Source organism: Cupriavidus sp. 05L411, from assembly GCF_056398045.1.
Window position 1 is genome coordinate 67,915 of the sequence record NZ_JBFTOQ010000017.1, and the last position, 23,506, is coordinate 91,420.

At 67.1% G+C, this 23,506-nt stretch carries 21 protein-coding genes; 8 read left to right on the forward strand and 13 right to left on the reverse strand.

The annotated features are described in order from the left end of the window. The first annotated feature begins 62 nt into the window (after nt 1-62). From AC1DQR_RS20915 to AC1DQR_RS20945, 7 genes are all read left to right on the forward strand, one after another. On the forward strand, nt 63-1,187 hold the full coding sequence (locus tag AC1DQR_RS20915; protein WP_477133724.1) for an ATP-NAD kinase family protein: 1,125 nt from the start codon (nt 63-65) through the stop codon (nt 1,185-1,187). Nucleotides 1,188-1,198: 11 nt separating this feature from the next. Beyond that, the gene (locus AC1DQR_RS20920; RefSeq protein ID WP_416051161.1) at nt 1,199-2,203 is read left to right on the forward strand and encodes a thiamine pyrophosphate-dependent dehydrogenase E1 component subunit alpha; all 1,005 of its coding nucleotides are present in this window, start codon (nt 1,199-1,201) and stop codon (nt 2,201-2,203) included. 60 nt (nt 2,204-2,263) lie between these two features. Then, nucleotides 2,264-3,280, forward strand: a complete 1,017-nt coding sequence (locus tag AC1DQR_RS20925; protein WP_006157630.1) for an alpha-ketoacid dehydrogenase subunit beta — start codon at nt 2,264-2,266, stop codon at nt 3,278-3,280. Then, the gene (locus tag AC1DQR_RS20930) at nt 3,280-4,392 is read left to right on the forward strand and encodes an acetoin dehydrogenase dihydrolipoyllysine-residue acetyltransferase subunit (RefSeq protein WP_416051160.1); all 1,113 of its coding nucleotides are present in this window, start codon (nt 3,280-3,282) and stop codon (nt 4,390-4,392) included. Before AC1DQR_RS20925 ends, AC1DQR_RS20930 begins: the two co-directional genes overlap by 1 nt. Before the next feature lie 133 nt (nt 4,393-4,525). Continuing rightward, nucleotides 4,526-5,302: an SDR family NAD(P)-dependent oxidoreductase gene (locus AC1DQR_RS20935; RefSeq protein ID WP_477133725.1), complete on the forward strand. Its 777-nt coding sequence runs from the start codon at nt 4,526-4,528 to the stop codon at nt 5,300-5,302. Nucleotides 5,303-5,367: 65 nt separating this feature from the next. Beyond that, complete coding sequence (locus tag AC1DQR_RS20940; RefSeq protein WP_416051158.1) at nt 5,368-6,123, forward strand: lipoyl protein ligase domain-containing protein; 756 nt, start codon at nt 5,368-5,370, stop codon at nt 6,121-6,123. A 133-nt stretch (nt 6,124-6,256) separates the two neighbouring features. Then, on the forward strand, nt 6,257-7,414 hold the full coding sequence (locus AC1DQR_RS20945; protein WP_416051157.1) for a CaiB/BaiF CoA transferase family protein: 1,158 nt from the start codon (nt 6,257-6,259) through the stop codon (nt 7,412-7,414). A gap of 323 nt (nt 7,415-7,737) precedes the next feature. Here AC1DQR_RS20945 and AC1DQR_RS20950 read toward each other — a convergent pair whose 3' ends face one another. The 13 genes from AC1DQR_RS20950 to AC1DQR_RS21010 form a co-directional block, all read right to left on the reverse strand. After that, entirely contained in the window at nt 7,738-8,574 is an 837-nt protein-coding gene (locus AC1DQR_RS20950; RefSeq protein ID WP_416051156.1) for a shikimate dehydrogenase family protein, read from the reverse strand. Between the two features lie 94 nt (nt 8,575-8,668). Then, nucleotides 8,669-10,117 carry an NADP-dependent succinate-semialdehyde dehydrogenase gene (gene gabD / locus AC1DQR_RS20955; RefSeq protein ID WP_416051155.1) on the reverse strand — a complete coding sequence of 483 codons (1,449 nt, stop codon included), beginning with the start codon at nt 10,115-10,117 and terminating at the stop codon, nt 8,669-8,671. Between the two features lie 127 nt (nt 10,118-10,244). Next, nucleotides 10,245-10,985, reverse strand: coding sequence for an SDR family NAD(P)-dependent oxidoreductase (locus AC1DQR_RS20960; protein WP_416051154.1), 741 nt, complete (start codon nt 10,983-10,985; stop codon nt 10,245-10,247). 14 nt (nt 10,986-10,999) lie between these two features. Then, nucleotides 11,000-12,400, reverse strand: coding sequence for a dihydrolipoyl dehydrogenase (lpdA, locus tag AC1DQR_RS20965; protein ID WP_416051153.1), 1,401 nt, complete (start codon nt 12,398-12,400; stop codon nt 11,000-11,002). Between the two features lie 10 nt (nt 12,401-12,410). Then, a complete protein-coding gene (locus AC1DQR_RS20970; protein WP_477133726.1) occupies nt 12,411-13,643 on the reverse strand; it encodes a pyruvate dehydrogenase complex dihydrolipoamide acetyltransferase in 1,233 nt (410 codons plus the stop codon). A 1-nt stretch (nt 13,644) separates the two neighbouring features. After that, the gene (locus tag AC1DQR_RS20975) at nt 13,645-14,133 is read right to left on the reverse strand and encodes a VOC family protein (RefSeq protein ID WP_416051151.1); all 489 of its coding nucleotides are present in this window, start codon (nt 14,131-14,133) and stop codon (nt 13,645-13,647) included. Between the two features lie 45 nt (nt 14,134-14,178). Then, nucleotides 14,179-16,368 carry an alpha-ketoacid dehydrogenase subunit alpha/beta gene (locus tag AC1DQR_RS20980; protein ID WP_416051150.1) on the reverse strand — a complete coding sequence of 730 codons (2,190 nt, stop codon included), beginning with the start codon at nt 16,366-16,368 and terminating at the stop codon, nt 14,179-14,181. A gap of 58 nt (nt 16,369-16,426) precedes the next feature. After that, nucleotides 16,427-17,251, reverse strand: a complete 825-nt coding sequence (locus AC1DQR_RS20985; protein WP_416051149.1) for an SDR family NAD(P)-dependent oxidoreductase — start codon at nt 17,249-17,251, stop codon at nt 16,427-16,429. Continuing rightward, nucleotides 17,248-17,982, reverse strand: a complete 735-nt coding sequence (locus tag AC1DQR_RS20990; protein ID WP_253932153.1) for an ABC transporter ATP-binding protein — start codon at nt 17,980-17,982, stop codon at nt 17,248-17,250. Before AC1DQR_RS20990 ends, AC1DQR_RS20985 begins: the two co-directional genes overlap by 4 nt. Then, entirely contained in the window at nt 17,979-18,737 is a 759-nt protein-coding gene (locus AC1DQR_RS20995; RefSeq protein WP_253932152.1) for an ABC transporter ATP-binding protein, read from the reverse strand. The genes AC1DQR_RS20990 and AC1DQR_RS20995 overlap by 4 nt, the downstream gene beginning before the upstream one ends. After that, nucleotides 18,734-20,029: a branched-chain amino acid ABC transporter permease gene (locus AC1DQR_RS21000; protein ID WP_416051148.1), complete on the reverse strand. Its 1,296-nt coding sequence runs from the start codon at nt 20,027-20,029 to the stop codon at nt 18,734-18,736. Before AC1DQR_RS21000 ends, AC1DQR_RS20995 begins: the two co-directional genes overlap by 4 nt. Before the next feature lie 2 nt (nt 20,030-20,031). Then, entirely contained in the window at nt 20,032-20,973 is a 942-nt protein-coding gene (locus AC1DQR_RS21005; RefSeq protein WP_477133727.1) for a branched-chain amino acid ABC transporter permease, read from the reverse strand. 115 nt (nt 20,974-21,088) lie between these two features. Then, complete coding sequence (locus AC1DQR_RS21010; RefSeq protein WP_477133728.1) at nt 21,089-22,336, reverse strand: branched-chain amino acid ABC transporter substrate-binding protein; 1,248 nt, start codon at nt 22,334-22,336, stop codon at nt 21,089-21,091. Between the two features lie 425 nt (nt 22,337-22,761). Here AC1DQR_RS21010 and AC1DQR_RS21015 point away from each other — a divergent pair, with 425 nt between their 5' ends. Further along, the gene (locus AC1DQR_RS21015; RefSeq protein ID WP_477133747.1) at nt 22,762-23,466 is read left to right on the forward strand and encodes a FadR/GntR family transcriptional regulator; all 705 of its coding nucleotides are present in this window, start codon (nt 22,762-22,764) and stop codon (nt 23,464-23,466) included. The last annotated feature ends 40 nt before the right edge of the window (nt 23,467-23,506 follow it).

The following is a 23,506-nucleotide window of genomic DNA, read 5'->3' on the forward strand; positions in this document are numbered from 1 at the left end:
CGATGCGGGGTGGCACGGCCGTTGCGATATGCCTGTCATAACCAGAAAGACAGGAGACAGGCATGGGTGAGCAAGCGCTGGCCGACCGGCCACTGGTCGGCATCATCGCCAACCCGATTTCCGCGCGCGATATCCGCCGCGTGATCGCCAACGCCAACACGCTGCAACTGGCCGATCGCGTCAATATCGTGCTGCGCCTGCTGGCCGCGCTGGCTGCCTGCGGCGTTGGGCGCGTGCTGATGATGCCGGACCGCGAGGGCATGCGCGTGCTGCTGGCGCGCCACCTGTCGCGCCGCCAGGGGCCCGACGCCGCGCTGCCGGAGGTGGAATACCTTGACATGCCGGTCACCGCGCGCGTCGACGACACCTTCCTGGCCGCACGCATGCTGCGCGAGGCGGGCGTTGCCGCCATCATCGTGCTCGGTGGCGATGGCACCCACCGCGCGGTGGTGCGCGAATGCGGCAACGTGCCGATTGCCGGCATCTCCACCGGCACCAACAATGCCTACCCCGAAATGCGCGAGCCCACCATCACCGGGCTGGCCACGGGGCTGTTTGCCAGCGGCCGCGTTCCCGCCGCGCATGCGCTGGCCGGCAACAAGCGGCTCGACATCACGATTGCCGGCGAGGGCGAGGTGCGCCACGACATCGCGCTGGTCGACGCCGTGATTTCCCACGAGCATTTCATCGGCGCGCGCGCCTTGTGGAAGACCGAAACGCTGGGCGCGGTCTACGTGTCCTTCGCCGATCCGCAGGCGATTGGCCTGTCCGCCATCGGCGGCTTGCTGGAGCCCGTGGGCAGGCATGAGCCCGGCGGCCTGGCGATCGAGCTGGCCGCGCCCGGCGAAGGCCGCTTCGCGTTGCACGCGCCGATTGCGCCGGGCCTGCTGCGCGCGGTACCCATCGCGGGCTGGGAACGCCTGACCGACGGTGTTGCGCACCGCGTGCGCCAGCGCGCCGGCATCGTCGCGCTCGACGGCGAGCGCGAGCTGGTGTTCGGCCCGCAGGACGAAGTCACCGTGACGCTGCGCGAGCACGCCTTCCTGAGCATCGACGTGGCGGCCTGCATGCACTACGCCGCCGCCGCCGGATTGATGCGCAGCGGGCGCGCGCCGCCGCCCCGGCAACCACAGCATTCCCCACCCCAGCCACTCGCCCAGCTTTCTACCGCCACCACAAAACCATGAAGGAGACAGACATGACAGCCAACGCATCCGGTACCACCGGGAACACGCTGCCCCTCGACAAGCAGGAACTGCTCGCCGTTTATCGCAGGATGCGCACCATCCGCGATTTCGAGGAGCGCCTGCACGTGGACTTCGGGCGCGGCGATATTCCCGGCTTCGTCCACCTCTATGCCGGCGAGGAAGCCGCCGGGGTCGGCATCCTGCACCACCTGGGCGACGGCGACCGCATCGCCAGCACCCACCGCGGCCACGGCCACTGCATTGCCAAGGGTGTCGACCCGGTGGCGATGATGAAGGAGATCTACGGGCGCAAGGGTGGCTCCTGCAACGGCAAGGGCGGCTCCATGCATATCGCCGATCTGTCCAAGGGCATGATGGGCGCCAACGGCATCCTCGGCGCGGGTGCACCGCTGGTCTGCGGCGCCGCGCTGGCCGCCAAGTTCCGCGGCAAGGGCGAGATCGGCATCACCTTTGCGGGTGACGGCGCGTCCAACCAGGGCACCTTCCTGGAGAGCCTGAACCTGGCCGCGGTGTGGAACCTGCCGGTGATTTTCGTGATCGAGAACAACGGTTATGCCGAATCCACCGCGCGCGACTACGGCACCGCAGTGGACAGCTATGTGGACCGTGCCGCCGGCTTCGGCATTCCCGGCGTGACGGTGGATGGCACGGATTTCTTCGCGGTGCATGAGGCGGCGGGCGAAGTCATCAAGCGGGCCCGCGAAGGCGGTGGCCCGGCCCTGCTGGAATGCAAGATGGTCCGCTTCTACGGCCACTTCGAAGGCGACGCGCAAACCTATCGCGCCGCCGGCGAGCTCGACGACATCCGCGCCAACAAGGACTGCCTGAAGAAGTTCACCGCCACCGTGACCCAGGCAGGGGTGATCGCGCTGGACGAACTCAAGGCCATCGACGAGCAGGTTGCCGCGCTGATCGAGGATGCCGTGCAGCAGGCCAAGGCGGCGCCGTTCCCCACGCCCGCCGACCTGCTGACCGATGTGTACGTCAGCTACTAAGCGCGCGCCCTCAGCCATTCCGAGACATAACGACAGCAAGCACGRTCAGGAGACCACACCATGTCCCGCAAATTAAGCATGAAGCTGGCGATCAACGAAGCGATCGACCAGGAAATGACCCGTGACCCGAGCGTGATCATGCTCGGCGAAGACATCGTCGGCGGCGCCGGCGCGGACGGCGAGAAGGACGCCTGGGGCGGCGTGCTCGGCGTGACCAAGGGCCTGTACGCCAAGCACGGCGACCGCCTGCTGGACACGCCGCTGTCCGAATCCGCCTATGTGGGCGCGGCCATCGGCGCCGCCGCTTGCGGCATGCGCCCGATTGCCGAGCTGATGTTCATCGACTTCATGGGCGTGTGCTTCGACCAGATCTTCAACCAGGCGGCCAAGTTCCGCTACATGTTCGGCGGCAAGGCCGAGACGCCGGTGGTGATCCGCGCCATGGTGGGCGCGGGCTTTCGCGCAGCCGCCCAGCACAGCCAGATGCTCACGCCGCTGTTCACGCATATCCCCGGCCTCAAGGTGGTGTGCCCCAGCACGCCATATGACACCAAAGGCCTGCTGATCCAGGCGATCCGCGACAACGACCCCGTCATCTTCTGCGAGCACAAGAATCTCTACGGCTTTGAAGGCGAGGTGCCGGAGAACTCGTACGCGATCCCCTTTGGCGAGGCCAACATCGTGCGCGACGGCAAGGATGTTTCCATCGTCACCTATGGCCTGATGGTGCACCGCGCGCTGGAGGCGGCGGCGACACTGGCCAAGGAGGGCATCGAGGCGGAGATCGTGGACCTGCGCACGCTCTCGCCGCTGGATATCGACACGGTGCTGGAGTCGGTGGAACACACTGGCCGCCTGGTGGTGGTGGATGAAGCCAGCCCGCGCTGCAACATCGCCACCGACATCTCGGCACAGGTGGCGCAGCGCGCGTTCGGCGCGCTCAAGGCCGGCATCGAGATGGTCTGCCCGCCGCATACGCCGGTGCCGTTCTCGCCCGCGCTGGAAGACCTCTACATCCCCAGCGCGGCGCACATCGCCGATGCCGCGCGCAAGACCGTGAAAGGAGGGAAACACTGATGGCCGAGATCACCCCGATCGTCATGCCCAAATGGGGCTTGTCGATGAAAGAAGGCACGATCAACGACTGGCTGGTCGAGGAAGGCGCGCAGATCACGGTCGGCATGCCGATCCTCGACGTGGAGACCGACAAGATCGCCAACGCGGTGGAAGCGCCGGACGCCGGCACCCTGCGCCGCAAGGTGGCGGCCGTGGGCGATATCCTGCCGGTCAAGGCGCTGCTGGGCGTGCTGGCGCCGCCCGAGGTCAGCGACGCGGATATCGACGCTTTTGTCGCCGCCTATGAAACGCCGGCGGCCGATGAGGAAGAGGAGGGCGCCGCCGCCGCGGCCTATCAGTTCATCGAAGTCGACGGCATCCGCACGCGCTACGCAAAGCGCGGCGAGGGTGCCGACACCGTGTTGTTCATCCATGGCTTCGGCGGGGACCTGGACAACTGGCTGTTCAACCTCGACGCGCTGGCCGATGCGCACACCGTCATCGCGCTGGACCTGCCGGCGCACGGACACGCCACGCCCAGGCTGCCCGGCGCCACGCTCGCATCGCTGGCAGGGTTCGTCGCGCATTTCATGGATGCACTCGACATCGGCCAGGCCCACCTGGTGGGCCATTCGATGGGCGGCGGCGTAGCCGCGCAGCTGGCGGTGGACGCGCCGCAACGCGTGCGCTCGGTCGCGCTCGTATCGCCGGCGGGCCTTGGCGAGGAGGTCAACAGCCAGTACACCGAAGGCTTCGTCAACGCGCAATCCCGCCGCGACCTCAAGCCGGTGGTGGAACTGCTGTTCGCCGATGCCGGGCTGGTCAGCCGCCAGATGCTGGACGACCTGCTCAAGTACAAGCGGCTGGACGGCATTACGGAAGCGCTCGGCACACTAGGCGCCAGCCTGTTCGGTGGCGGCCGGCAAACCGAACTGCCCGGTCACAGGCTGGGCGATACCGGCAAGCCTGTGCTGGTGATCTGGGGCGCGCAGGATCAGATCATCCCCGCGTCGCATGCGGCCAACGCGCCAGCCGGCGCGACGGTGAAGGTGTTCGACGATGCCGGCCATATGAGCCAGATGGAGAAGGCCAACGAAGTCAACGCGCTGCTCAAGCGGCATATCGGCGGCTGACGAAGCGGAGTCCCGCTGGTTTGCACCCCTCTCCCACGCAGCGGGAGAGGGGAGAAAGCCAGCGCGTCGCGCGACGTATTTCGTGGCGGTATGCACTGAAGAAAATCAACAAAACAAGCCTAGGAGACCACCCATGGACGAACCCCTGAAGGGACAAGTCGCCGTCATCACCGGCGGCGCGCGCGGCATTGGCCGCGGCATCGCCTTGACACTCGCCAAAGCCGGCGCTGATATCCTGATCGCCGACCTGCTCGAAGACGCCATGCGCGAAACCGCGCAAGACGTGCGCGCGCTCGRCCGTCGGGCAAGCACCCTCAAGGTCGACGTGACAAAACCCGAGATGCACCGCGCCATGGTCAAGCAGGCACTCGACCAGCTCGGCGGCCTGGATATCCTGGTCAACTGCGCAGGCGTCATCAGCATCCACCCTGTCGATGCACTCAGCGAGCGCGACTGGGACTTCGTCATGGACGTCAACGCCAAAGGCACCTTCCTCGGCTGCCAGGCCGCGCTGGAACACATGAAAGCCCAGCACAAGGGCCGCATCATCAACGTTGCCTCGATCGCCGGCAAGGAAGGCTTCCCCAACCTTGCCCACTACAGCGCCTCGAAGTTCGCGGTGGTTGGCTTCACCAACGCCCTGGCCAAGGAAGTTGCGCGCGACGGCATCACCGTCAACGCGATCTGCCCCGGCATCGTGCGCACCTATATGTGGGATCGCCTCTCCGACGAATGGAAGGCAGACGGCGAATCGGTGGAGGATTCCTGGGCCCGCCACCAGCTCACGCTGATCCCGCAGGGCCGGGCGCAGACACCCGAAGACATGGGCCGGATGGCGCTGTTCTTCGCGACCATGGACAATGTGACCGGGCAGTCGGTCAACGTCGACGGTGGCTTTACCTTCCATTGACCGGCACCGGGCCGCGGTGCGGCCCGTCATGCGCGCGTTCCGCCCCGGCGCTTACCGGTCATGCCATGCGATTTGAATTCCTCGATCCCGATCCCACCGACCCCGATCCCTTGCACGCCGAGCAGGCGCTGCTGGAACAGGCATCCGCTGGCCGCTGGCTGGCGCACCTGTGGCAGGCGCCGGTTTCGCTGGTGGTGCCGCGCAGCTACCTGCGGCATGCGCATCTGGAGGCCGCGCGCGCCGATTTTGCCGCGCGTGGCTGTCCGGTCTGGCTGCGCCTGTCAGGCGGCGGGCTGGTGCCGCAGGGCCCGGGCATCGTCAACCTGAGCCTGGCCTATCCGGTGCGCGGCGGCGCCGGGACCCATGCCGAGCCGGCCTATCTGCATCTGTGCGAGGTGCTGGCCGCCGCGTTGAGCCGCCTGGGGTTGCAGACGCACTGGCAAGCGGTGGATGGGTCGTTTTGCGATGGCCGCTTCAATCTGGCCTGGGGCCCGCCGGAGCGGGCCCGCAAGATTGCCGGCACGGCGCAATACTGGCGCCGCGTGGCGGGCGCGGGCGACGCCAGCCTGCACGTGGTGCTGGCGCACGCCGTGCTGCTGGTCAGCGCCGATCCTCAGGAGATCAATGGCCGCGCCAACGATTTCGAGGCCGCCATCGGCAGCGGGCGCCACTACCGTGCCGACAAGGTGGTCAGCGTGGCCCAGGCACTGGCCGACAGCGGGCAGCCGGTGCCCGGCGACCTCGCCGAGCGCACGTCCCAAGCGCTTGCCGAGGCGCTTGCCGCGACGCCGCCGGCTTTCGCGGCAATGGTCCCGGCCTAGGCCCGGGGCACTGTTGCGCGCGTGTTCGCGTATTCGCGTATTCGTCGTTATTGACGATTCCACATCCCGGCGAGCGTGGCAAACTGACCGGCACGACGCTTCCCACGCGGGAGCAGACAACCGGAGACAGGATATGGCGGGACCGTTGGCTGGACTGAAAGTGGTGGAAATGGTTGGGATCGGCCCGGCGCCGTTCTGCGCGATGATGCTGGCCGACCAGGGCGCCGAAGTGATTCGCATCGACCGCCCTCGCCCGGCCAATCCCGGCGAGGCACCGGCCACCGGCGCCGGCCGCGCACGCTGCGACGTGACCGCGCGCGGCCGGCGCTCCCTGGCCATCGACCTGCGCAAGCCCGGCGCGGCCGAGGTCGTGCTGGACCTGATCGCCAAGGCCGACGTGCTGATCGAAGGCTTCCGCCCTGGCGTGATGGAACGCCTGGGCCTGGGGCCGCAGCCTTGCCTGGCGCGCAATCCGGCGCTGGTGTACGGCCGTATGACCGGCTGGGGCCAGCACGGCCCGCTGGCCCAGGCCGCCGGCCACGATATCAACTACATCGCCATCGGCGGCGCCCTGCACGCCATTGGCCGGGCGGGGGAGCCGCCCGTGGTGCCGCTCAACTACGTCGGCGACTTTGGCGGCGGCGGCATGCTGCTGGCATTTGGCGTGATGTGCGCCATCAACGAAGCCCGCAGCTCCGGCAAGGGGCAGGTGGTGGACGCCGCCATGACCGACGGCACGGCCTTGCTGTCGGCCATGATGTACGGCTTCAAGGCCGCCGGGCGCTGGACCAACCAGCGCGGCGACAACCTGCTGGATGGGGCGGCGCATTTCTACGACACCTATGCCTGCGCGGATGGCAAGTACGTCGCGGTGGGGGCCATCGAGCCGCAGTTCTACGCGCTGTTGCGCGAGCGCTGCGGCCTGGACGATCCGCTCTTCGACAAGCAGCTCGACAAACGCCACTGGCCCGAGCTCAAGGCCCGCATGACCACGCTGTTCCTTACCCGCACGCGCGCGCAGTGGTGCGAGCTGCTGGAAGGCAGCGACGCCTGCTTTGCCCCGATCCTGGACTGGGACGAGGCGCCGCAACATCCGCATAACCGGGCGCGCGAGACGTTTATCGAGATCGACGGGGTGATGCAGCCGGCGCCGGCGCCGCGTTTCAGCCGCACGCCGGCGGGGGTGCCTCAGGCGCCTGCGGAGCCTGGTGCGGATAGTGAGGCGGTGTTGCGGGATTGGGGGGTGGCGGGGGAGGTGATTGGGGGATTGCGGCGGGATGGGGTGATTTGAATTTGATATTGCTGCTGTGACTGCTTGCCGTTCAAAGTCAACGTCAAAGGCTTAAAGTCAAAGGCAGTTTCACCACCCCTGCGGGGCGGCGACCTACTTTCTTGTCTTGCCAAAAAAGTAGGCAAAGAAGGCGCCCCATACGGCCTGGTACACCTGCACGGCTCGCTTCGCATCGCGGGTTGGTGCGGCTCGCCCCTCGGGCGCTCCGTACGGCTACACCGAATCGTTGATCTGGCTATATCTCATTTGTTTGCAACTGGTTTGCTCCCCTCTCCCGCTTGCGGGGGAGAGGGCGGGCGTTCGTTATGCCGCCGTGCTCGTGCTCAGTCCGCCGGCCCCAGGATCCGTTCGACAAACTCCGGCGCCAGCGCAACGCCCAGGAAGCGCGAGATTTCCACGATCTGTCCATACAGCATCCATTGCCCGTGATGCACCGCGCAGCCGCGTTCGCGCGCGGCCTTCAGCAGCGGGGTGTCGCCATCGCGGATCACGGCCTCGCAGACCAGCGTGCCTGCGCCTAGTTGCGCCGGGGGGAGCGGCGTGGCGTCGGTATCGCGCAAGCCGAGCGCGGTGGCGTTGACAACCACGTCGAAGCCGGCGGGGTTGTGATCGCCGGCACGAATCGAGACGGTCGGCAGCACCGCTTTCAGGCTTGCCGCCAGCTCTTGCGCCTTGTCGGCGGAGCGGTTGTAGATGACCAGTTCGGCCGGGTTCTCACGGGCGATGGCGTAGGCCATCGACTTGCCGGCGCCGCCGGCGCCTAGCTGCAGCACGCGCTTGCCAGACAAGCTGTGGCCGCGTTCGCGCAGGCCGGCGACGAAGCCGTCGCCATCAAAGTTGCCGCCGACCCAAAAGCCTTTCTGGCGGTCGAAGCGCATCGCATTGACGGAGCCGAGCAGGCGCGCGGCATCGGTCAGTTCGCCACAGATGGCCACCACCGCCTCCTTGTGCGGCATGGTGACGACGAGGCCTTGCAGGTTTTGCGCGGCCGGCGCGCCGGCGAGGAATGCCTGCAATTGCGCCGCCTCCACATGGAAGGGCACGCAGACGGCGTTCAGGCCCTGGCGGGCGACCGAGGCATTGAAGAGTTGCGGCGTGCGCACGTGCGCGATGGGGGCGGCGATGATGCCGACAAGCTGGGTATTGCCATCGATCTGCATTGCGGGATTCTGGGTAACGTGGAAAAGGGAGTGGGAGAGGAAGAAGGGCGCGGGAGGCGGGACGGCAGCGCCGTCCCGCGGGCATGACGATGGTTCAGATGCCGGCCATGCAGGTGTACTTGATGACCAGGTAGTCCTCGATGCCGTAGTGCGAGCCTTCGCGGCCCACGCCCGATTGCTTGACGCCGCCGAATGGCGCCACCTCGTTCGAGATCAGGCCGGTGTTGACGCCGACCATGCCGTACTCCAGCCGCTCGGAAACGCGCCACACGCGGCCAAGATCGCGGGCGTAGAAATAGCTCGCCAGGCCGAATTCCGTGTCATTGGCCATGGCGACGACTTCGTCCTCGGTCTCGAAGCGGAACAGCGGCGCGAGCGGGCCGAAGGTTTCTTCACGCGCGACCAGCATGCCGGGCTTCACGTCGGCCAGCACGGTAGGCTCGAAGAACGATTGCCCGAGCGCGTGGCGCTTGCCGCCTTGCAGCACGCGCGCGCCCTTGGAGATCGCGTCGGTGATATGTTCCTCGACCTTGGTCACGGCCTTGCCGTCGATCAGCGGTCCGATGCGCACGCCGTCTTCCATGCCGTTGCCCACCTTCAGCGCGCGTACCGCCGCAACCAGTTTTTCGGCGAACGCGTCATAGACCTTGCTGTGCACATAGAGGCGGTTGGCGCAGACGCAGGTCTGTCCCGCGTTGCGGTACTTGGACACGATGGCGCCTTCGACGGCGGCATCCAGGTCGGCATCCTCGAACACGATGAAGGGCGCGTTGCCGCCGAGCTCCATCGAGACCTTCTTGATGGTGGACGCAGTCTGCGCCATCAGCGTACGGCCGACTTCCGTCGAGCCGGTAAAGGTGAGCTTGCGCACCAGCGGGTTGCTGCTGAGTTCGCCGCCGATGGCGGTAGCCGAGCCGGTGACGACCGACAGCACGCCTGCGGGAATGCCGGCGCGTTCCGCCAGCGCCACCATCGCCAGCGCGGTCAGCGGGGTTTGCGAGGCGGGCTTGACCACCATCGTGCAACCTGCCGCCAGCGCCGGGCCGGCCTTGCGCGTGATCATGGCCGCGGGGAAATTCCACGGCGTGATGGCCGCGCACACGCCCACCGGTTCCTTGGTGACGACGATGCGCTGGTTGCTGACCGGTGCGGGAATGGTCTCGCCGTAGACGCGCTTGCCTTCCTCGGCGAACCACTCGATGAACGAGGCCGCGTAGCCGATCTCGCCGCGGGCTTCGGCAAAGGGCTTGCCTTGCTCGGCGGTCATGATGCGGGCGAGGTCGTCCTGGTTCGCCAGCAGCAGTTCGAACCACTTGCGCAGCAGCGCGGAGCGTTCCTTGGCGGTACGCGCGCGCCAGGCCGGCAGGGCGCGGTTGGCGGCCTCGATGGCCTGGCGCGTCTCGTCGGCGCCCAGCAGCGGCACCTGGCCGACGCGCTCACCGGTGGCGGGATTGGTCACGTCGATATGACGCTGCGCATCGGTCCAGCGGCCATCGATATAGCACTGCTGGCGCAGCAGGGAGGGGTCTTGGAGTTGCAACATGGTCTGGTTCCGGTTCCGTAGCGATGTTGGGGGGATTCGGCGCAGCGCCGCTGACGGCAGGTTAGCAGGATCCGGCGATCTCGTTTGGCCGCCGGAGGAATGATCAAGCCGCGATTCAACCCGCGATTCAACCCGCGATATACAGTCCGCCATTGACGTGCAGCACCTCGCCGGTGACAAAGCTGGCCGCGTCGCTGCACAGGAAGCCGATGGCGGTGGCGATCTCGCGCGGCTGGCCGAGGCGCTTGAGCGGTGTCTGCTCGACGGAATCGGCGCCGCGTTTCTGGATCAGCTCGGTGGTCATGGGGGTTTCGATCACGCCCGGCGATACAGCATTGACGCGGGTGCGCGGCCCGAGTTCCCGCGCCAGGCTGCGGGTGAGGCTGAGCAGGCCACCCTTGGAGGCCGAATAGTGCGCATTGTAGTAAGCGCCCCGGTGCGCCGCCACCGACGTCAGGTTGACGATGGCGCTGTTCTCGCGCAGCGCGGGAATGGCGCGGCGCACAAGATAGAACACGCCATCGAGATTGATCGACAGCGTCTGCCGCCATTGCGCGTCGCTCATCTCGGCCACTGGCTGGGCCTGGTACAAGCCTGCCGACGGCACCAGGAAATCGATGCCGCCGAAGCGCGCCTGCGCGAGCGCCACGGCACGCTCGCAATCGTCGGGGCTGGCGGCGTCCATGCGCAGCGTGGCGATGCGCTCGCCGCCCGGGTCCAGTTCGCGGGCAAATCCGGCGACGCCGGCTTCGTCCAGATCCGTCAGTACCAGGTTGGCGCCGTGCGCCAGGAACAGTTTGGCCGTCTCACGGCCGATGCCGCCGTTGGCGCCGGTCAGCAGCAGCGTGCGTTGATCGAAGTTGTACATGTTGTCTCCCGTGTTCAGATATGCAGTGCGCGCCCGTAGGCCGCGAGCACGGCTTCGTGCATGGCCTCGGACATGGTCGGGTGCGGCAGGACGGCGGCCATCAGGTCGGCCTCGGTGGTCTCCAGCGTCTGCGCGATGGCGTAGCCCTGGATCATCTCGGTGACCTCGTCGCCCACCATATGGGCGCCGAGCAGTTCGCCGCTGCCAGCGTCGAATACCACCTTCACCAGGCCGGCAGTGCTGCCCATGGCAATGGCCTTGCCGTTGCCGACGAAAGGAAACTTGCCGACCTTGACGGGATGGCCGCGCTCCCTGGCCTGTGCCTCGGTGAGCCCCACGCTCGCCACTTGCGGGTGGCTGTAAGTGCAGGCCGGAATACGTGTGGCATCGAGCGCATGCGGATGCAGCCCGGCAATCCGCTCCACGCAGATCACGCCTTCGTGGCTGGCCTTGTGCGCCAGCCACGGTGGGCCCGCCACGTCGCCGATTGCGTACACGCCAGGCTCATCGGTGCGGCCGAAGCCGTCGGTGACGATATGCGTCTTCTCGACCTTGACGGCGGTCTGCTCCAGGCCGAGGCCTTCCACGTTGCCGACAATGCCTGCCGCCACCAGCACGACGTCGACGTCGACTCTCGCGCCGCCGGACTTGCCGCCTTGCAGCTCGACGGACCAGCCCTGCCCCTTGCGCTCAGCGCTCCGGATGCCGGTGCCCGTATGCAGCACGATGCCTTCCCGGGTCAGGCTGCTTGCCACCTGCGCGCAGATGTCGGCATCCTCCACCGGCAGGATGCGCTCCGCCATCTCCACCACCGTCACTTCGACACCCACCGCGTGATAGAAGCTGGCGAACTCGACGCCGATGGCACCGGCGCCAACGATCAGCATGCGCTTTGGCACTACGGGCGGCGCCAGCGCGTCGCGATAGGTCCAGACCGTCTTGCCGTCCGCCGGCAGTGCGGGCAGCTGGCGGGCGCGTGCGCCGGTGGCGAGCAGGATGTGGGCGGATGAAACGGTACTGATCGTGCCATCCGTTGCGGTGACTTCCAGCTTGCCCTTGCCCGACAGCCGTCCGTGGCCGTTGAGCACGGTCACGCCGTTCTTTTTCATCAGGTGGGCCACGCCCTTGTTGAGATGCGCGGCCACCGCGCGGGAGCGGGCCACCATGGCCGGCAGGTCGGCGGTAGGCGCGGCTGCGCGTACGCCAAAGGCCGAGGCATCCTTGACCAGCCGCAGCACATCGGCGGAGCGCAACAGCGCTTTGGTGGGAATGCAGCCCCAGTTCAGGCAGATGCCGCCCAGGTGCTCTTTCTCGACCAGCGCGGTTTTCATGCCTAGCTGCGTGGCGCGGATGGCGGCCACGTAGCCGCCCGGGCCGCCGCCCACGACGATCAGGTCAAATGAGGAGTTCGCCACGTCATGGTCCTTAGATCAGCATCGACAAGGGGTTTTCAAGCAGGCGCTTGAACGCGGCCAGCCATTGCGCGGCCAGCGCGCCGTCGATGGCGCGGTGGTCCACCGAGAGCGTGCAGCGCATGACCTGCCCGGCCTTCAGCTCGCCGTCTTCCACCACCGGCACCGCTTGCGTGGCGCCCACGGCAAGGATGGCGGCCTGCGGCGGATTGATGATGGCGGAGAACTCGGACACGCCGAACATGCCCAGGTTGCTCACGCTGAAGCTGCCCCCCTGGTACTCCTCGGGGCGCAGTTGCGAAGCGCGCGCACGCGTGGCCAGGTCGGCGATCTCGGCGCTGATGACGGACAGCGGCTTCGTATCGGCAGCGCGCACGATGGGGGTGATGAGGCCGGCGTCCGTCGATACCGCTACCGCGATATCGGCCTGCCGATACTGGCGCATCGCCGTATCGGTCCAGCCTACGTTGGCCGCCGGCACCTCACGCAAGGCGACCGCCACGGCGCGCACGATGAAGTCGTTGACCGAGATCTTGCGCGGCGCACCGGCGTTGATCTGCGCGCGCAGCGCCAGCAACTGCTCCATGCGGCAATCCGCCGTGAGGTAGAAATGCGGGATGGTGGCCTTGCTCTCGCTCAGGCGGCGCGCGATGGTGCGGCGCATATTGCTGTGCGGGATTTCGGTGAACGCTTCGCTGGCCTGGGCTTGCGGTGCGGCGGGGCGCGCAACGGCAGGTGCGCTGGCAGCGACCGGAGCCGCGGCGGCCTGCTCGATATCGCGCTTGACGATGCGGCCATTGGGGCCGCTGCCGCGCAATGCCGCCAGGTCCAGCCCGCGCTGCGCAGCCAGGCGGCGGGCCAGCGGGCTGGCGAAGATGCGCGCGGCCTGCGGCGTGGCAGTCGTGGCAGCAGCAACCGCCTCGCCGGCGGATGCCGCCTCGGCCCGCGGCGCTTGCGCGCTGCCACCGGCTGCGGCGATCAGCGCATCGATATCCACGCTGGTTTCGCCATTGACCAGCAGCACGCCGATGGGCGCGCCCACTTCCACGTCCTGGCCGGCCGCCACCAGGCGGCGGGCGAGCACGCCGGCCGAATCGGCATTGAGCTCGACCACGGCCTTGTCGGTTTCGATCTCGGCGATGCAGTCGCCCACGGCAATCGTATCGCCTTCGTTCTTGGTCCACGCTTGCAGCGTGGCCTGGGTGGCATTGGCCGCCACCTCGGGCATGCGTAGCAGGGTGGCCATGTCAGGCAGTCCTCGGCTGTTGCAGGTCGGGGCGATAAGCCGCGATATCCGCGTACTGCACGATCTCGAGCACATTGCCTTCAGGGTCGCGGCAGAACGCGAGGTAGGTGCCGGGGCGCACTTCGATGCGCTGCGGGCCGGTCAGGAATTCCACGTCTGCCGCGAGCAGCTTGTCGACGGCGGCCTGGATGTCGTCCACGATAAACGTGAGGTAGGTGGCGTTGGCCTTGTCGAGGATGTACTCGGGCGTTGCCGCAGGTGCGGGCGCTTGCACCGGGGCCAGCAGCTTGATGCGCTCTCCGTAGCTGGTTTGCAGGCGCACGGCGGTATAGCCGCCGGCGTGCATGGCAGCCTGCACGGCGCTTGCCGCAGGCACGGCCACTTCGCTGACAAAGGCGAAGCCCAGCACCTGCTCGTAGAAGCGGCGCATGCGCGGCAGGTCGCGCACGGCGATGCCGACCTCCAGGGGAACAATCATGTTCAGGGTCATTGGTATTCCTTGGGTTCGTTCAGTTGGCCAGGCGGGCATCCGGACTCACGCCGCGCCCTTGTCGCGCATCACCTGGCGCAGGCCCTCGGCCACTTCCTCGGTGCGGGCGGCGGCGGCACGCTCCAGCACCTTGGAGATGCTCGGCGCGGCTTCGGCGCCGGTCACGCGCTGCACGGGCTGGTCCAGCCAGTCGAAGTAGCGGCGCTGGATCTCGTCGGCCAGCCATCCGCCGTAGGAGGTGCCCCGCGCGCCTTGTTCCACGATCAGTACGTTGTTGGTCTTCTTTACGCTCTGCGCGATGGTGTCCCAGTCAATGCTGGCGCGGTCCAGCCAGCGCAGGTCGATCACCTCGGCGTCGATGCCGGTCTGCTCCACCGCTTCGAGCGAGTGGCCGACCATCGACAGGTACGTGATGACAGTGACGTCGCTGCCGCCGCGGCGTACCGCCGCCTTGCCCACCGGCAGGTGATAGTCGAAGTCATCCACGGGGCCCACGCCCGAGGCGTTGTACAGGTCCACGTGCTCGATCACCAGCACCGGGTCCTTGCACGCCAGCGCGGTGTTCATCAGGCCCACGTAGTCGAACGGCGTGGACGGCGCCACGATGCGCCAGCCCGGGTTGGTGGCGAAGATGCCGGCCGGGTCCATCGAGTGCTGCGAGCCATAGCCCGTGCCCATCGCCACCTTGGTGCGCAGCACCAGCGGCACGTCGCTCTCGCCGCCGAACATGTGGCGCGCCTTGCCGATCTGGTTGAAGACCTGGTCGGCCGCCACCCACATGAAGTCCGGGTACATGAATTCCACGACCGGCTTGTAGCGGCCATCCAGCGCCAGCCCGCCACCCAGGCCCACGAACGCGTTCTCGCTGATCGGCGTGCCCAGCACGCGGTCCGGGAAGTTGTCGCGCAGGCCGCGCGTGGCGCCGTTGGTGCCACCCTTGAGGCGGTGCACGTCCTCGCCCATCACCACCACCGACGGATCGGTCTCCATGCGGCGTTGCATGACGTCCGCCACCACGTCGATGAACTTGCGCTTGTCCAGCTTGCCGGAGAAGCCGGCCTCCTCCTCGCAGCGCAGGCCTGCCAGCTCGCTCAGGTCGCCACGGATGCCCACATCGCGGAAGTCCGGGCTCGGCCACAGCTCGGGACGGATGCGGCGCTTGCCCGGCTTGCCGGAAGGGTCGGCTTCGGTCAGTGCGGCCATCGCGTCGCGCATGGCTTGCTTGATGCGTTCACGCAGCGCGGCGATCTCGTCGGCGCTGATCAGGCCGCGCGCCTGCATGCGGCGCGCCATCAGTTCGAGCGGGTCGCGCGCGCGCCATTGCTGCTCTTCTTCCTTGCTGCGGTAGCCGAAGGCGCTCCCGGGGAAGGGGCCGTTCTGGTGGAAGAAGCGGTACAGATCGGCTTCGATGATCGTGGGGCCCTTGCCGGCGCGCATATGCGCGAGCGCTTCCTGCGTGGCCAGGTACACCGCCAGCGGGTCCATGCCGTCCACCTTCCAGCTCGGGATATTGAAGCCCATGCCGCGCGCGGACAGGCGCGGCTCGGCGGTGGACTCTTCCACCGTGGTGGAGACGGCGTAGCGGTTGTTCTCGATAAAGAAGCACAGCGGCAGCTTCCATGCGGCGGCCAGGTTCATGGTCTCCAGCACCGAGCCGATATTGACCGCGCCGTCGCCGAAGTAGGTGATGGCGACCGCATCCGTGCCGGCATGCCGGTGCGACCACGCCGCGCCCGCGGCCATCGGCACGCCGCCGCCCACGATGGCATTGGTGCCCAGCGCGCCGGCCTCGGCCCATTGCAGGTGCATGGAGCCGCCACGGCCTTTGCAATAGCCCTGCGCCAACCCCAGGATTTCCGCCAGCGTGCGTTGCAGCAGCGTTTGCACGTCCGCCGGCAGCGGCGCACGCGGGTCGATGCCGTTGGGCGCGAGGTAGCCCAGCGCCTTGGAGACGAACTGGTGATGCCCGCGATGCGAGCCATTGATCTGGTCCGCGCGGGTCAGCGGCACGATGGAGCCGGCGGCGCCGCCCTCCTGCCCGATGCTGGAGTGCGCCGGGCCGTGGACCAGGCCTTCGGCGGCGAGTTCGAGCACGGCTTCCTCGAAGCCGCGGATCAGGTGCAGGTGGCTCAGCAGGGTGCCGAGCAGGGCCGGGTCTGCCTTGGCCCAGTCTTCATCGGTGGTGCGCAGTTCCACCCATTCGGCGGCGGGGCGCAGGGCGCTACGTTCAGACATTTGAGAATCCTTGATTACCGTTCGATGGTGCTTTCAATCGTGTTGGGGGACTGCGTGCTCAGAAGCCGTCGGCGGTCCAGCCGCCATCGGAGACCAGCGCATGGCCGGTGATGAACGCGGCCGAGTCCGAGGCCAGGAAGAGGGCGACTTCCGCCATCTCCTCCGGCGCGCCAAAGCGGCGCAGCGGCGTGCGCGCCAGCAGCGCCTCGCCGTCGATGGCCTTGCTGGCCAGCAGCGTTTCCATCAGCGCGGTGCTGGTGTAGCCCGGGCAGACCGCGTTCACGCGGATGTTGTACTCAGCCCATTCCGCCGCCAGCGACTTGGTCAGCGACACCACGCCAGCCTTGGCGGCGCAGTACGCCAGGCGCCGTGCGGACGAGGCCAGGCCCCACATCGACGCGGTGCTCAGGATGGAGCCGCCGCCCTGGCGCACCATGCGGCGCGCCGCGGCTTGCGTGCAGAAGAACACGCCGGAGAGGTCGATATCGATGGCGCGGCGCCAGTCGTCGGGCGTTAGTTCCAGCGACGGCTTGTTCATCGAGATGCCGGCGTTATTGAGCAGGATGTCGATGCGGCCGAAGCGGGCCTCGGTGGCGGCGCAAGCTTGCTCCACGGCCTCAGGGTCGGTGATCGAAGCCTTCACGACTTCGACCTGCACTTCCGGGTAAGCCGCTTCCAGTTCCGCCTTGGCGCTGGCAAGCCCATGCGCATCCAGGTCCAGCAGCATCAGGCGCGCGCCGTGCCGGGCAAAGCCGTGCGCCATCGCGCGGCCGATGCCGCTGGCGCCGCCGGTGTTGAGCACGACCTTGCCGGCCAGGCCGGGGTAGCTGGCGCGCGCAAAGGGCTGCGCGTTCGGGTATCCAATAGGCAAAGAGGTGCTCATACGGCTAACCAGTCCTTCAGAAGTTGGGTATTGGAGGTGAGTTGTTCGGGCGTGCCTTCAAAGACGATGCGGCCGTGGCCCATCACGCAGACGCGGCTCGATACCTTCAGGGCGATGGCGAGCTTTTGCTCCACCAGCACCACCGAGACGCCCCGGCGGTGAATGTCCTGGATGGCCTCGCCGACCACCGTCACGATCTTTGGCGCGAGGCCTTCGGTGGGCTCGTCGATCAGGATCACCAAGGGGTTGCCCAGCAGCGAGCGGCACATGGTCAGCATCTGCTGCTCGCCGCCGGAAAGGCTGCCGGCCTTGGTATTGCGGCGCTCCTTCAGGCGCGGGAAGTAATCGAACATCTGCTCGAAGGTCCATTGCGGCGCGCCTTCGGTGGCGCGCTGCTCGCCCATGCGCAGGTTTTCATCCACGGTCAGGTTGGCGAAGACCTCGCGCTCTTCCGGCACATAGGCAATGCCGCGCCGGCAGATCGCATACGATTGCGCGCCGGCCAGATCGCGTCCGCGCAGCCTGATGTGGCCGGCGCTTGGCGGCACCAGGCCCATGATGGCCTTGAGCGTGGTGGAGCGGCCCGAGCCGTTGCGCCCCAGCAGGCTTACCACTTCGGCCCGCCCAACGTGGAAATCCACGCCGTGCAGGATGTGGCTCTTGCCGTAGTGCGCGTGCAGTCCTTGCACGCTCAGCAGCGGATCGGCGCCTTGTACGGACTGCGCGCTCATACCGTGACCTCCTCGCCCAGATAGGCTTCCTTGACGCGTGCGTTGTTGCGGATCTCGTCGGGCGTTCCGGTGGCGACGATCTCGCCGTAGACCAGCACGCTGATGCGGTCGCTGAGCGAGAACACCACGTCCATGTCGTGCTCCACGATCAGCAGCGTGCGGCCCTGCGCGATCTCGCGGATCAGGCCGGCGGTGTAGTCGGTTTCCTCCTGCGACATGCCCGCCATCGGCTCGTCGAGCATGATGACCTTCGGGTCCGAGGCCAGCGTCATGGCGATCTCCAGCGAGCGCTGCTCCGAATACGACAGCTCGCCGGCGATGGCTTGTGCGCGCCCGGCCAGGCGCACCTGTTCGAGCAGGTGCTGGGTCTCGTCGCGCACGGCACGCACCTTGTGGGCGAATTTCCACAGCGTGTATTGCAGGCCGTGGCGCCGCATGACGGCGAGGCGCAGGTTCTCGAAAACCGTGAGGCCCGCGAAGATATTGGTGATCTGGAACGAGCGCGCCAGGCCGCGATGGTTGATGCTCTGCGGCGACAGGCCGTGGATTGGCTCGCCGTTGAGCATGATCTCGCCTTTGGTCAGGGGCAGGCGCCCGGAGATCAGGTGGAATAGCGTGGACTTGCCGGCGCCGTTCGGGCCGATCAGCGCGTGGCGTTCGCCGCTGACGAGATCGAGGTCCACGCCACGGATGATGTCGACGTCGCCGAAGGATTTGCGCAGTCCGCGCAGGGAGAGCATCGCTTGCGTGTTCATGCCGGGTTCCTCCGGACGTTGGTGGCCGCGGTAGCGGGCGCGTCGATGGCGGGGGTGGCGTCCTTCAGGCGCAGCCAGCGGCCGTTGGCCAGGCGGGTCGTGGCGATGCCTGCCACCAGCAGCGCCGCGGGCACCAGCCAGGTCAGCGGCGAGATGGGATCCCACTCGCGGCCAAACAGCGCAATCGCGGGCCAGCCACCGCCATTCAGGGCAGCCATGGAGCGGTAGTCTTGCGAGAAGAAGCGCTGCAGCATCTCCACCGTGAACACCGTGCCACCCGCGAGCAGCAACGTGCCGATGACGAATGCCAGCGCCATGGGCAGCAGCGCACGCAGGCCATAGGTCTTGCTGTGCGTGGCGAAGGACTTGATCAGCCCGGCCAGGCCCGTCGGCATGAACATCATCACCAGCACGAACACGATGCCCTGGTACAGCAGCCACGAGCGCGTCAGGTCGGATACCGCATAGCCGAAGAAGGTCATTACCGCCGCGCCCAGTGCCGGGCCGAGGAAGATCTTCACGCCGCCGATATAGCTGTTGAGCACCACCGCCGCGGAGGCGGATGACTCGAACACCACGTAATTGGCCGCTTCCATATTGAGTGCCTGCAGCGCGCCAGCGATGCCAGCGAACATGGCCGAGACGGCGAACACCAGCACGCCGAGGCGGTGCGTGTCATAGCCGAGAAAGCGCAGTCGGTTGGCGTTCTCGCGCAGGCCCAGGGTCAGGCGGCCCACCGGCGTCAGCGTGAACAGGTACAGCAGCGCCAGCGACAGCAGCACCCAGAACAGGGTCAGGTAGTAGACCTGGTTGCTGTCGCCGAAGGCGAGGCCCCACGCCGGCATGCGCATGGTGGACAGGCCCGCCTCGCCGCCGAACCAGCCCTTCAGGTGCGGCGCCAGCGAGTGCAGCAGTTCGGCCAGCGCCAGCGTGATCATGGCGAAGTAGACACCGGTACGCTTGGTGGCGAACCAGCCGGCGGCCAGGCCGGCGACCAGGCCCATGGCGCCGCCGGCCAGCGGCAGCAGCGGCGTGGGCAGCAGGCCGTTGCCGCCGAAGGCGTTCATGGCGTGCACGGTGGCAAAGCTGCCAATGCCGAAGTACGCCGCATGGCCAAACGACAGCATGCCGCCCTGGCCACTGAGCAGGTTGAACGAGGCCGCGAACAGCACCGCGATCAGCATCTGGATGGATGCGTTGACCAGCGATTGCGACAACACCATCGGCAGCGCCAGCAGTGCGCCTGTGCCGAGCAGCAGCAAGGTCTTCTGCGTGTTGGAGAGGTTGGTCATGGTTACTCCTTCTCGCCCATCAAGCCTGATGGACGGACCAGCAAGATCAACAGCATCAGCGCGAACGGGATCGTCCCGGCCAGGCTGGAGAGTTTCAGGGTCATCAGCCCTCCGGCTTGCTCGGCCCAGGCGCTCGCCCCGACCAAGGCCAGCAGGTCGGCCAGGCTGCGATCGATGCCGACCGAGAACGACGTGATCAGCCCGATCAGCAGCGAGGCGAGCATGGCGCCCTCCAGCGAGCCCAGGCCGCCCACTACCACCACGACGAAGACCATCACGCCGAGTTCCAGCGCCATGTTCGGGTTGGTGGTGTAGAACGCGCCCGCCACCGCGCCGGCCAGGCCCGCCAGCGCCGCGCCGATGCCGAACACACCCATGAAGACCAGCGGCACGTTGTGGCCCAGCGCCTCGGCCATGCGCGGCTTGTAGATCGCCGAGCGCACCACGATGCCGACCCGGGTGCGCGTGAGCAGCAGGTAGATCACGGCGAACATGGCCACGGCGATGCCGCCCATGAATACGCGATAGAAGGGATAGGAGGACACGCCCAGGTGGAAGGCCGCGAAGTCCAGCGATGCCGGGATGCGGTAATCCACCGGGAAGTTGCCGAAGAACAGCTTGATCAGCTCGGCAATGATGAAAGACAAGCCAAAGGTCAGCAGTAGTTCGTGCGCGTGGCCGTGGTGATGGACGCGGCGCAGGAAGAAACGCTCCACCGCCACCCCGACCAGCCCGACCAGGATCGGCGAAACCGCGATGGCCGGCCAGAAGCCGATCGTGCCTTGCAGCGTATAGGCAAAGTAGGCGCCCAGCATGTAGAACGACGCATGGGCAAAGTTGAGCACGCCCATCATGCCGAAGATGAGGGTCAGGCCAGCCGAAACCATGAACAGCAGCAGGCCGTAGATGGTGCCGTTAAGCAATGAGACGACGAGGTATTCCATGAGGCTTCCTTGGAACGAGCCTGTGCGGCCAACTGGCGCATGGCCGTACTTGCCGGCGCCCGCGCCGCAGCGGCGCGAGCGTGGCTGATGTTGCTAGGGTGGCTTGGACAGGGGATCAGCTGGGGCGCTGCATCTTGCAGCTGGCCTGGGCCGGCGTGGCGGCCTCGGCGGCGGAGAAGGTCTTGACCGGCTTGAAGCCCATGTCGGTGCCGTCGACCTTGAACCTGGCATCCTTGGCGACCACGGACACCACCATCGGCAGCAGCACCTGGTGATCGGCGGCGCGCATGCTCATCTCGCCCAGCGGCGACCGGACCTTGGCGGTTTCGAGCGCCTTGGCCAGTGCGCTGGTGTTGAGCTTGCCGCCTTCCGGCTTCACGGTTTTCAGCGCCTCGCCCAGCATCTCCACCGCGAACACCGTCTGTGGCTCGATGTAGGCGGGCATATGGCCCTGCCTGGCCTTGAAGTCGTTGGCGAAGCGCTCACTGTCGGCGCCACCCGCCTCGGCATTGAAGGGGTGCGCAACATAGTGGCCCAGCGCCACGTCGGCGGCGTTGCCGATATTGCCCGGCTGGTCGAGGAACACGGTGGCGAAGCGCGTCTTCAGGCCGGCCGCCTTGCTGGCCTTCATCAGCAGCAGCAGGTCGTTGGACCAGTTGCCGGTGATCACGCTGTCCGCCTTGGCGGCAGCGATCTTGGCCACATAAGGCGAGAAGTCCTGCACCTTGTTCACGTCATGCAGCGTCTTTTCCACCACCGTGTAGCCGCCGGCGCTGGCGTAGTCGCCGATGGCCTTTTCCATGTCGACGCCCCAGGAGTAGTTCTGGTTGATCGAATACACGCGGGTGCCCAGCGCATGGAGCGGCTTCATCGCACCGACCAGCGCCTTGACGCGGATCTGCGCATTGGTGGCGAACTTGAAATGGTAGAAGTGGCACTTCTSGCCGGTCAGYTCCAKSGCYTCGCCGCCSACGTTCATGAACAGGATTTCCTTGCCCGGATTGCGCAGGTTGAACTTGCGCACGTCCTCGGTGATCTGGCCGGACACGGCCGACGACGAGCCTTGCATGACGATCTGGGCGCCATCGGCAACGGCCGCCTTCAGCTTGTCCGCCGCGCCTGCCGGGCCGCCCTGGTTGTCGTACTCGACCAGCTGGAGCGGCTCGCCGTTCCAGCCGCCGGTGGCGTTGATCTTGTCGATCGCATAGCGCGCCGCTGCGCGGAACATCAGGCCGGTGGATGCCTGCGGGCCGGACAGCGTCTCGACCAGCGCAATCTTCACCGGCGCCGCCGATGCCGTGCCCGCCAGCACGGAGAGTGCCGCGGCTGCGAACAAAGGACGGGTAATGCGGCTACCGCTCATGGGTGTCTCCTGGCTATTGTTTGGATTCATCTGGCGGGCGCCGAACTGGCCCGCCATAGTGGTCTGACCTGCTTTTAAAGTGGTCTGACAGGTTTACTATAGGGAGATGAACGGCGGTCGTCAACGGCGACTTGCGCGCCATGCGGGTTTCTACTGAGAGTTCGATCGGACATGTATCCGCGTGGCGGAACGAGGGGCTCATGCCCTTGCAGAGCTTGGATTACGGACGGATAACGGGTGCCGGCACGGCTTCGTGCTGGTACATTCCACACGTTTCATGCACGCGAAGACGTGCTACATTGACCTGTAAGACCAATTTGAAATCGAGCGCCAGCCAGAGGCTGGCTGGCGCCAGGGAGCCCGTATTGAACAAGACTGTGCCCGGTGCCGCGGCGCCGCCGCCCACCCAGCGCCCGGAGGGAACCATGTTCCATCCCGAGCCCAAACACCTGCCGGACGAGATCGCTAGGCGCCTGATCCAGGCGATCCAGGCGGGCGAGTTCGCCGTGGGCGACCGCCTGCCCAGCGAGCGCTTGCTGTGCGAGCAGTTCTCGGTCAGCCGCGCGGTGGTGCGCGAGGCCCTGTCGCAGCTCAAGTCGGAGGGGCTGGTTGCGCCCAAGGCGGGCAGCGGTGTGTTCGTGACCGAGCGCAGCCAGCGCCAGGCGTTTCGCATGCAGGATGTGGCCATCGACGAGAAAGACTCGCTGGCCATGGTGATGGAACTGCTGGTGACGATCGAAGTGGCGGCCACCAGGTTCGCGGCCATGCGCCGCACGCCGGAAGACCTCAAGCGGATCCGGCGCGCGCTGATCGGCATGGAGTATGAGATCGCCAACGACAGGTTGGGCGATGAAGAGGACTTCGCCTTTCACCAGGCCATTGTCGAGGCGACGCACAACCCGCACTTCCAGGCCTTGAGCGAACACCTGGAGCACGGCGCGCGGCGCGTGATCCGGCAGGCGAGGAGCAATACCAAGAGCCATCACGCGGACATGGTCGAGGCCGTGCAGGAAGAGCACAAGACCATCTACGACGCGATCRTGGCGGGCGATCCCGAGCGGGCGGCGGAGGCGGCGGAAACCCACCTTCGCAACGCCGCCAAGCGGCTGAACATGTACCTCAAGGGGTGACTGGCGGCTGACTGGCGGGGTGGCCGGCAACCGCCGATGG

Bases quoted from the DNA above. Each gene is read 5' to 3' on its own strand.
- AC1DQR_RS20915 (WP_477133724.1), top strand. From the start codon at position 63: ATGGGTGAGCAAGCGCTGGCCGACCGGCCACTGGTCGGCATCATCGCC.
- AC1DQR_RS20980 (WP_416051150.1), bottom strand. From the start codon at position 16,368: ATGTCTGAACGTAGCGCCCTGCGCCCCGCCGCCGAATGGGTGGAACTG.
- AC1DQR_RS20990 (WP_253932153.1), bottom strand. From the start codon at position 17,982: ATGAGCGCGCAGTCCGTACAAGGCGCCGATCCGCTGCTGAGCGTGCAA.
- AC1DQR_RS20930 (WP_416051160.1), top strand. From the start codon at position 3,280: ATGGCCGAGATCACCCCGATCGTCATGCCCAAATGGGGCTTGTCGATG.
- AC1DQR_RS20960 (WP_416051154.1), bottom strand. From the start codon at position 10,985: ATGTACAACTTCGATCAACGCACGCTGCTGCTGACCGGCGCCAACGGC.
- AC1DQR_RS21000 (WP_416051148.1), bottom strand. From the start codon at position 20,029: ATGACCAACCTCTCCAACACGCAGAAGACCTTGCTGCTGCTCGGCACA.
- AC1DQR_RS20920 (WP_416051161.1), top strand. From the start codon at position 1,199: ATGACAGCCAACGCATCCGGTACCACCGGGAACACGCTGCCCCTCGAC.
- AC1DQR_RS20925 (WP_006157630.1), top strand. From the start codon at position 2,264: ATGTCCCGCAAATTAAGCATGAAGCTGGCGATCAACGAAGCGATCGAC.
- AC1DQR_RS20970 (WP_477133726.1), bottom strand. From the start codon at position 13,643: ATGGCCACCCTGCTACGCATGCCCGAGGTGGCGGCCAATGCCACCCAG.
- AC1DQR_RS20945 (WP_416051157.1), top strand. From the start codon at position 6,257: ATGGCGGGACCGTTGGCTGGACTGAAAGTGGTGGAAATGGTTGGGATC.
- AC1DQR_RS20940 (WP_416051158.1), top strand. From the start codon at position 5,368: ATGCGATTTGAATTCCTCGATCCCGATCCCACCGACCCCGATCCCTTG.
- AC1DQR_RS20950 (WP_416051156.1), bottom strand. From the start codon at position 8,574: ATGCAGATCGATGGCAATACCCAGCTTGTCGGCATCATCGCCGCCCCC.
- AC1DQR_RS20995 (WP_253932152.1), bottom strand. From the start codon at position 18,737: ATGAACACGCAAGCGATGCTCTCCCTGCGCGGACTGCGCAAATCCTTC.
- gabD (WP_416051155.1), bottom strand. From the start codon at position 10,117: ATGTTGCAACTCCAAGACCCCTCCCTGCTGCGCCAGCAGTGCTATATC.
- AC1DQR_RS21005 (WP_477133727.1), bottom strand. From the start codon at position 20,973: ATGGAATACCTCGTCGTCTCATTGCTTAACGGCACCATCTACGGCCTG.
- AC1DQR_RS20985 (WP_416051149.1), bottom strand. From the start codon at position 17,251: ATGAGCACCTCTTTGCCTATTGGATACCCGAACGCGCAGCCCTTTGCG.
- AC1DQR_RS20975 (WP_416051151.1), bottom strand. From the start codon at position 14,133: ATGACCCTGAACATGATTGTTCCCCTGGAGGTCGGCATCGCCGTGCGC.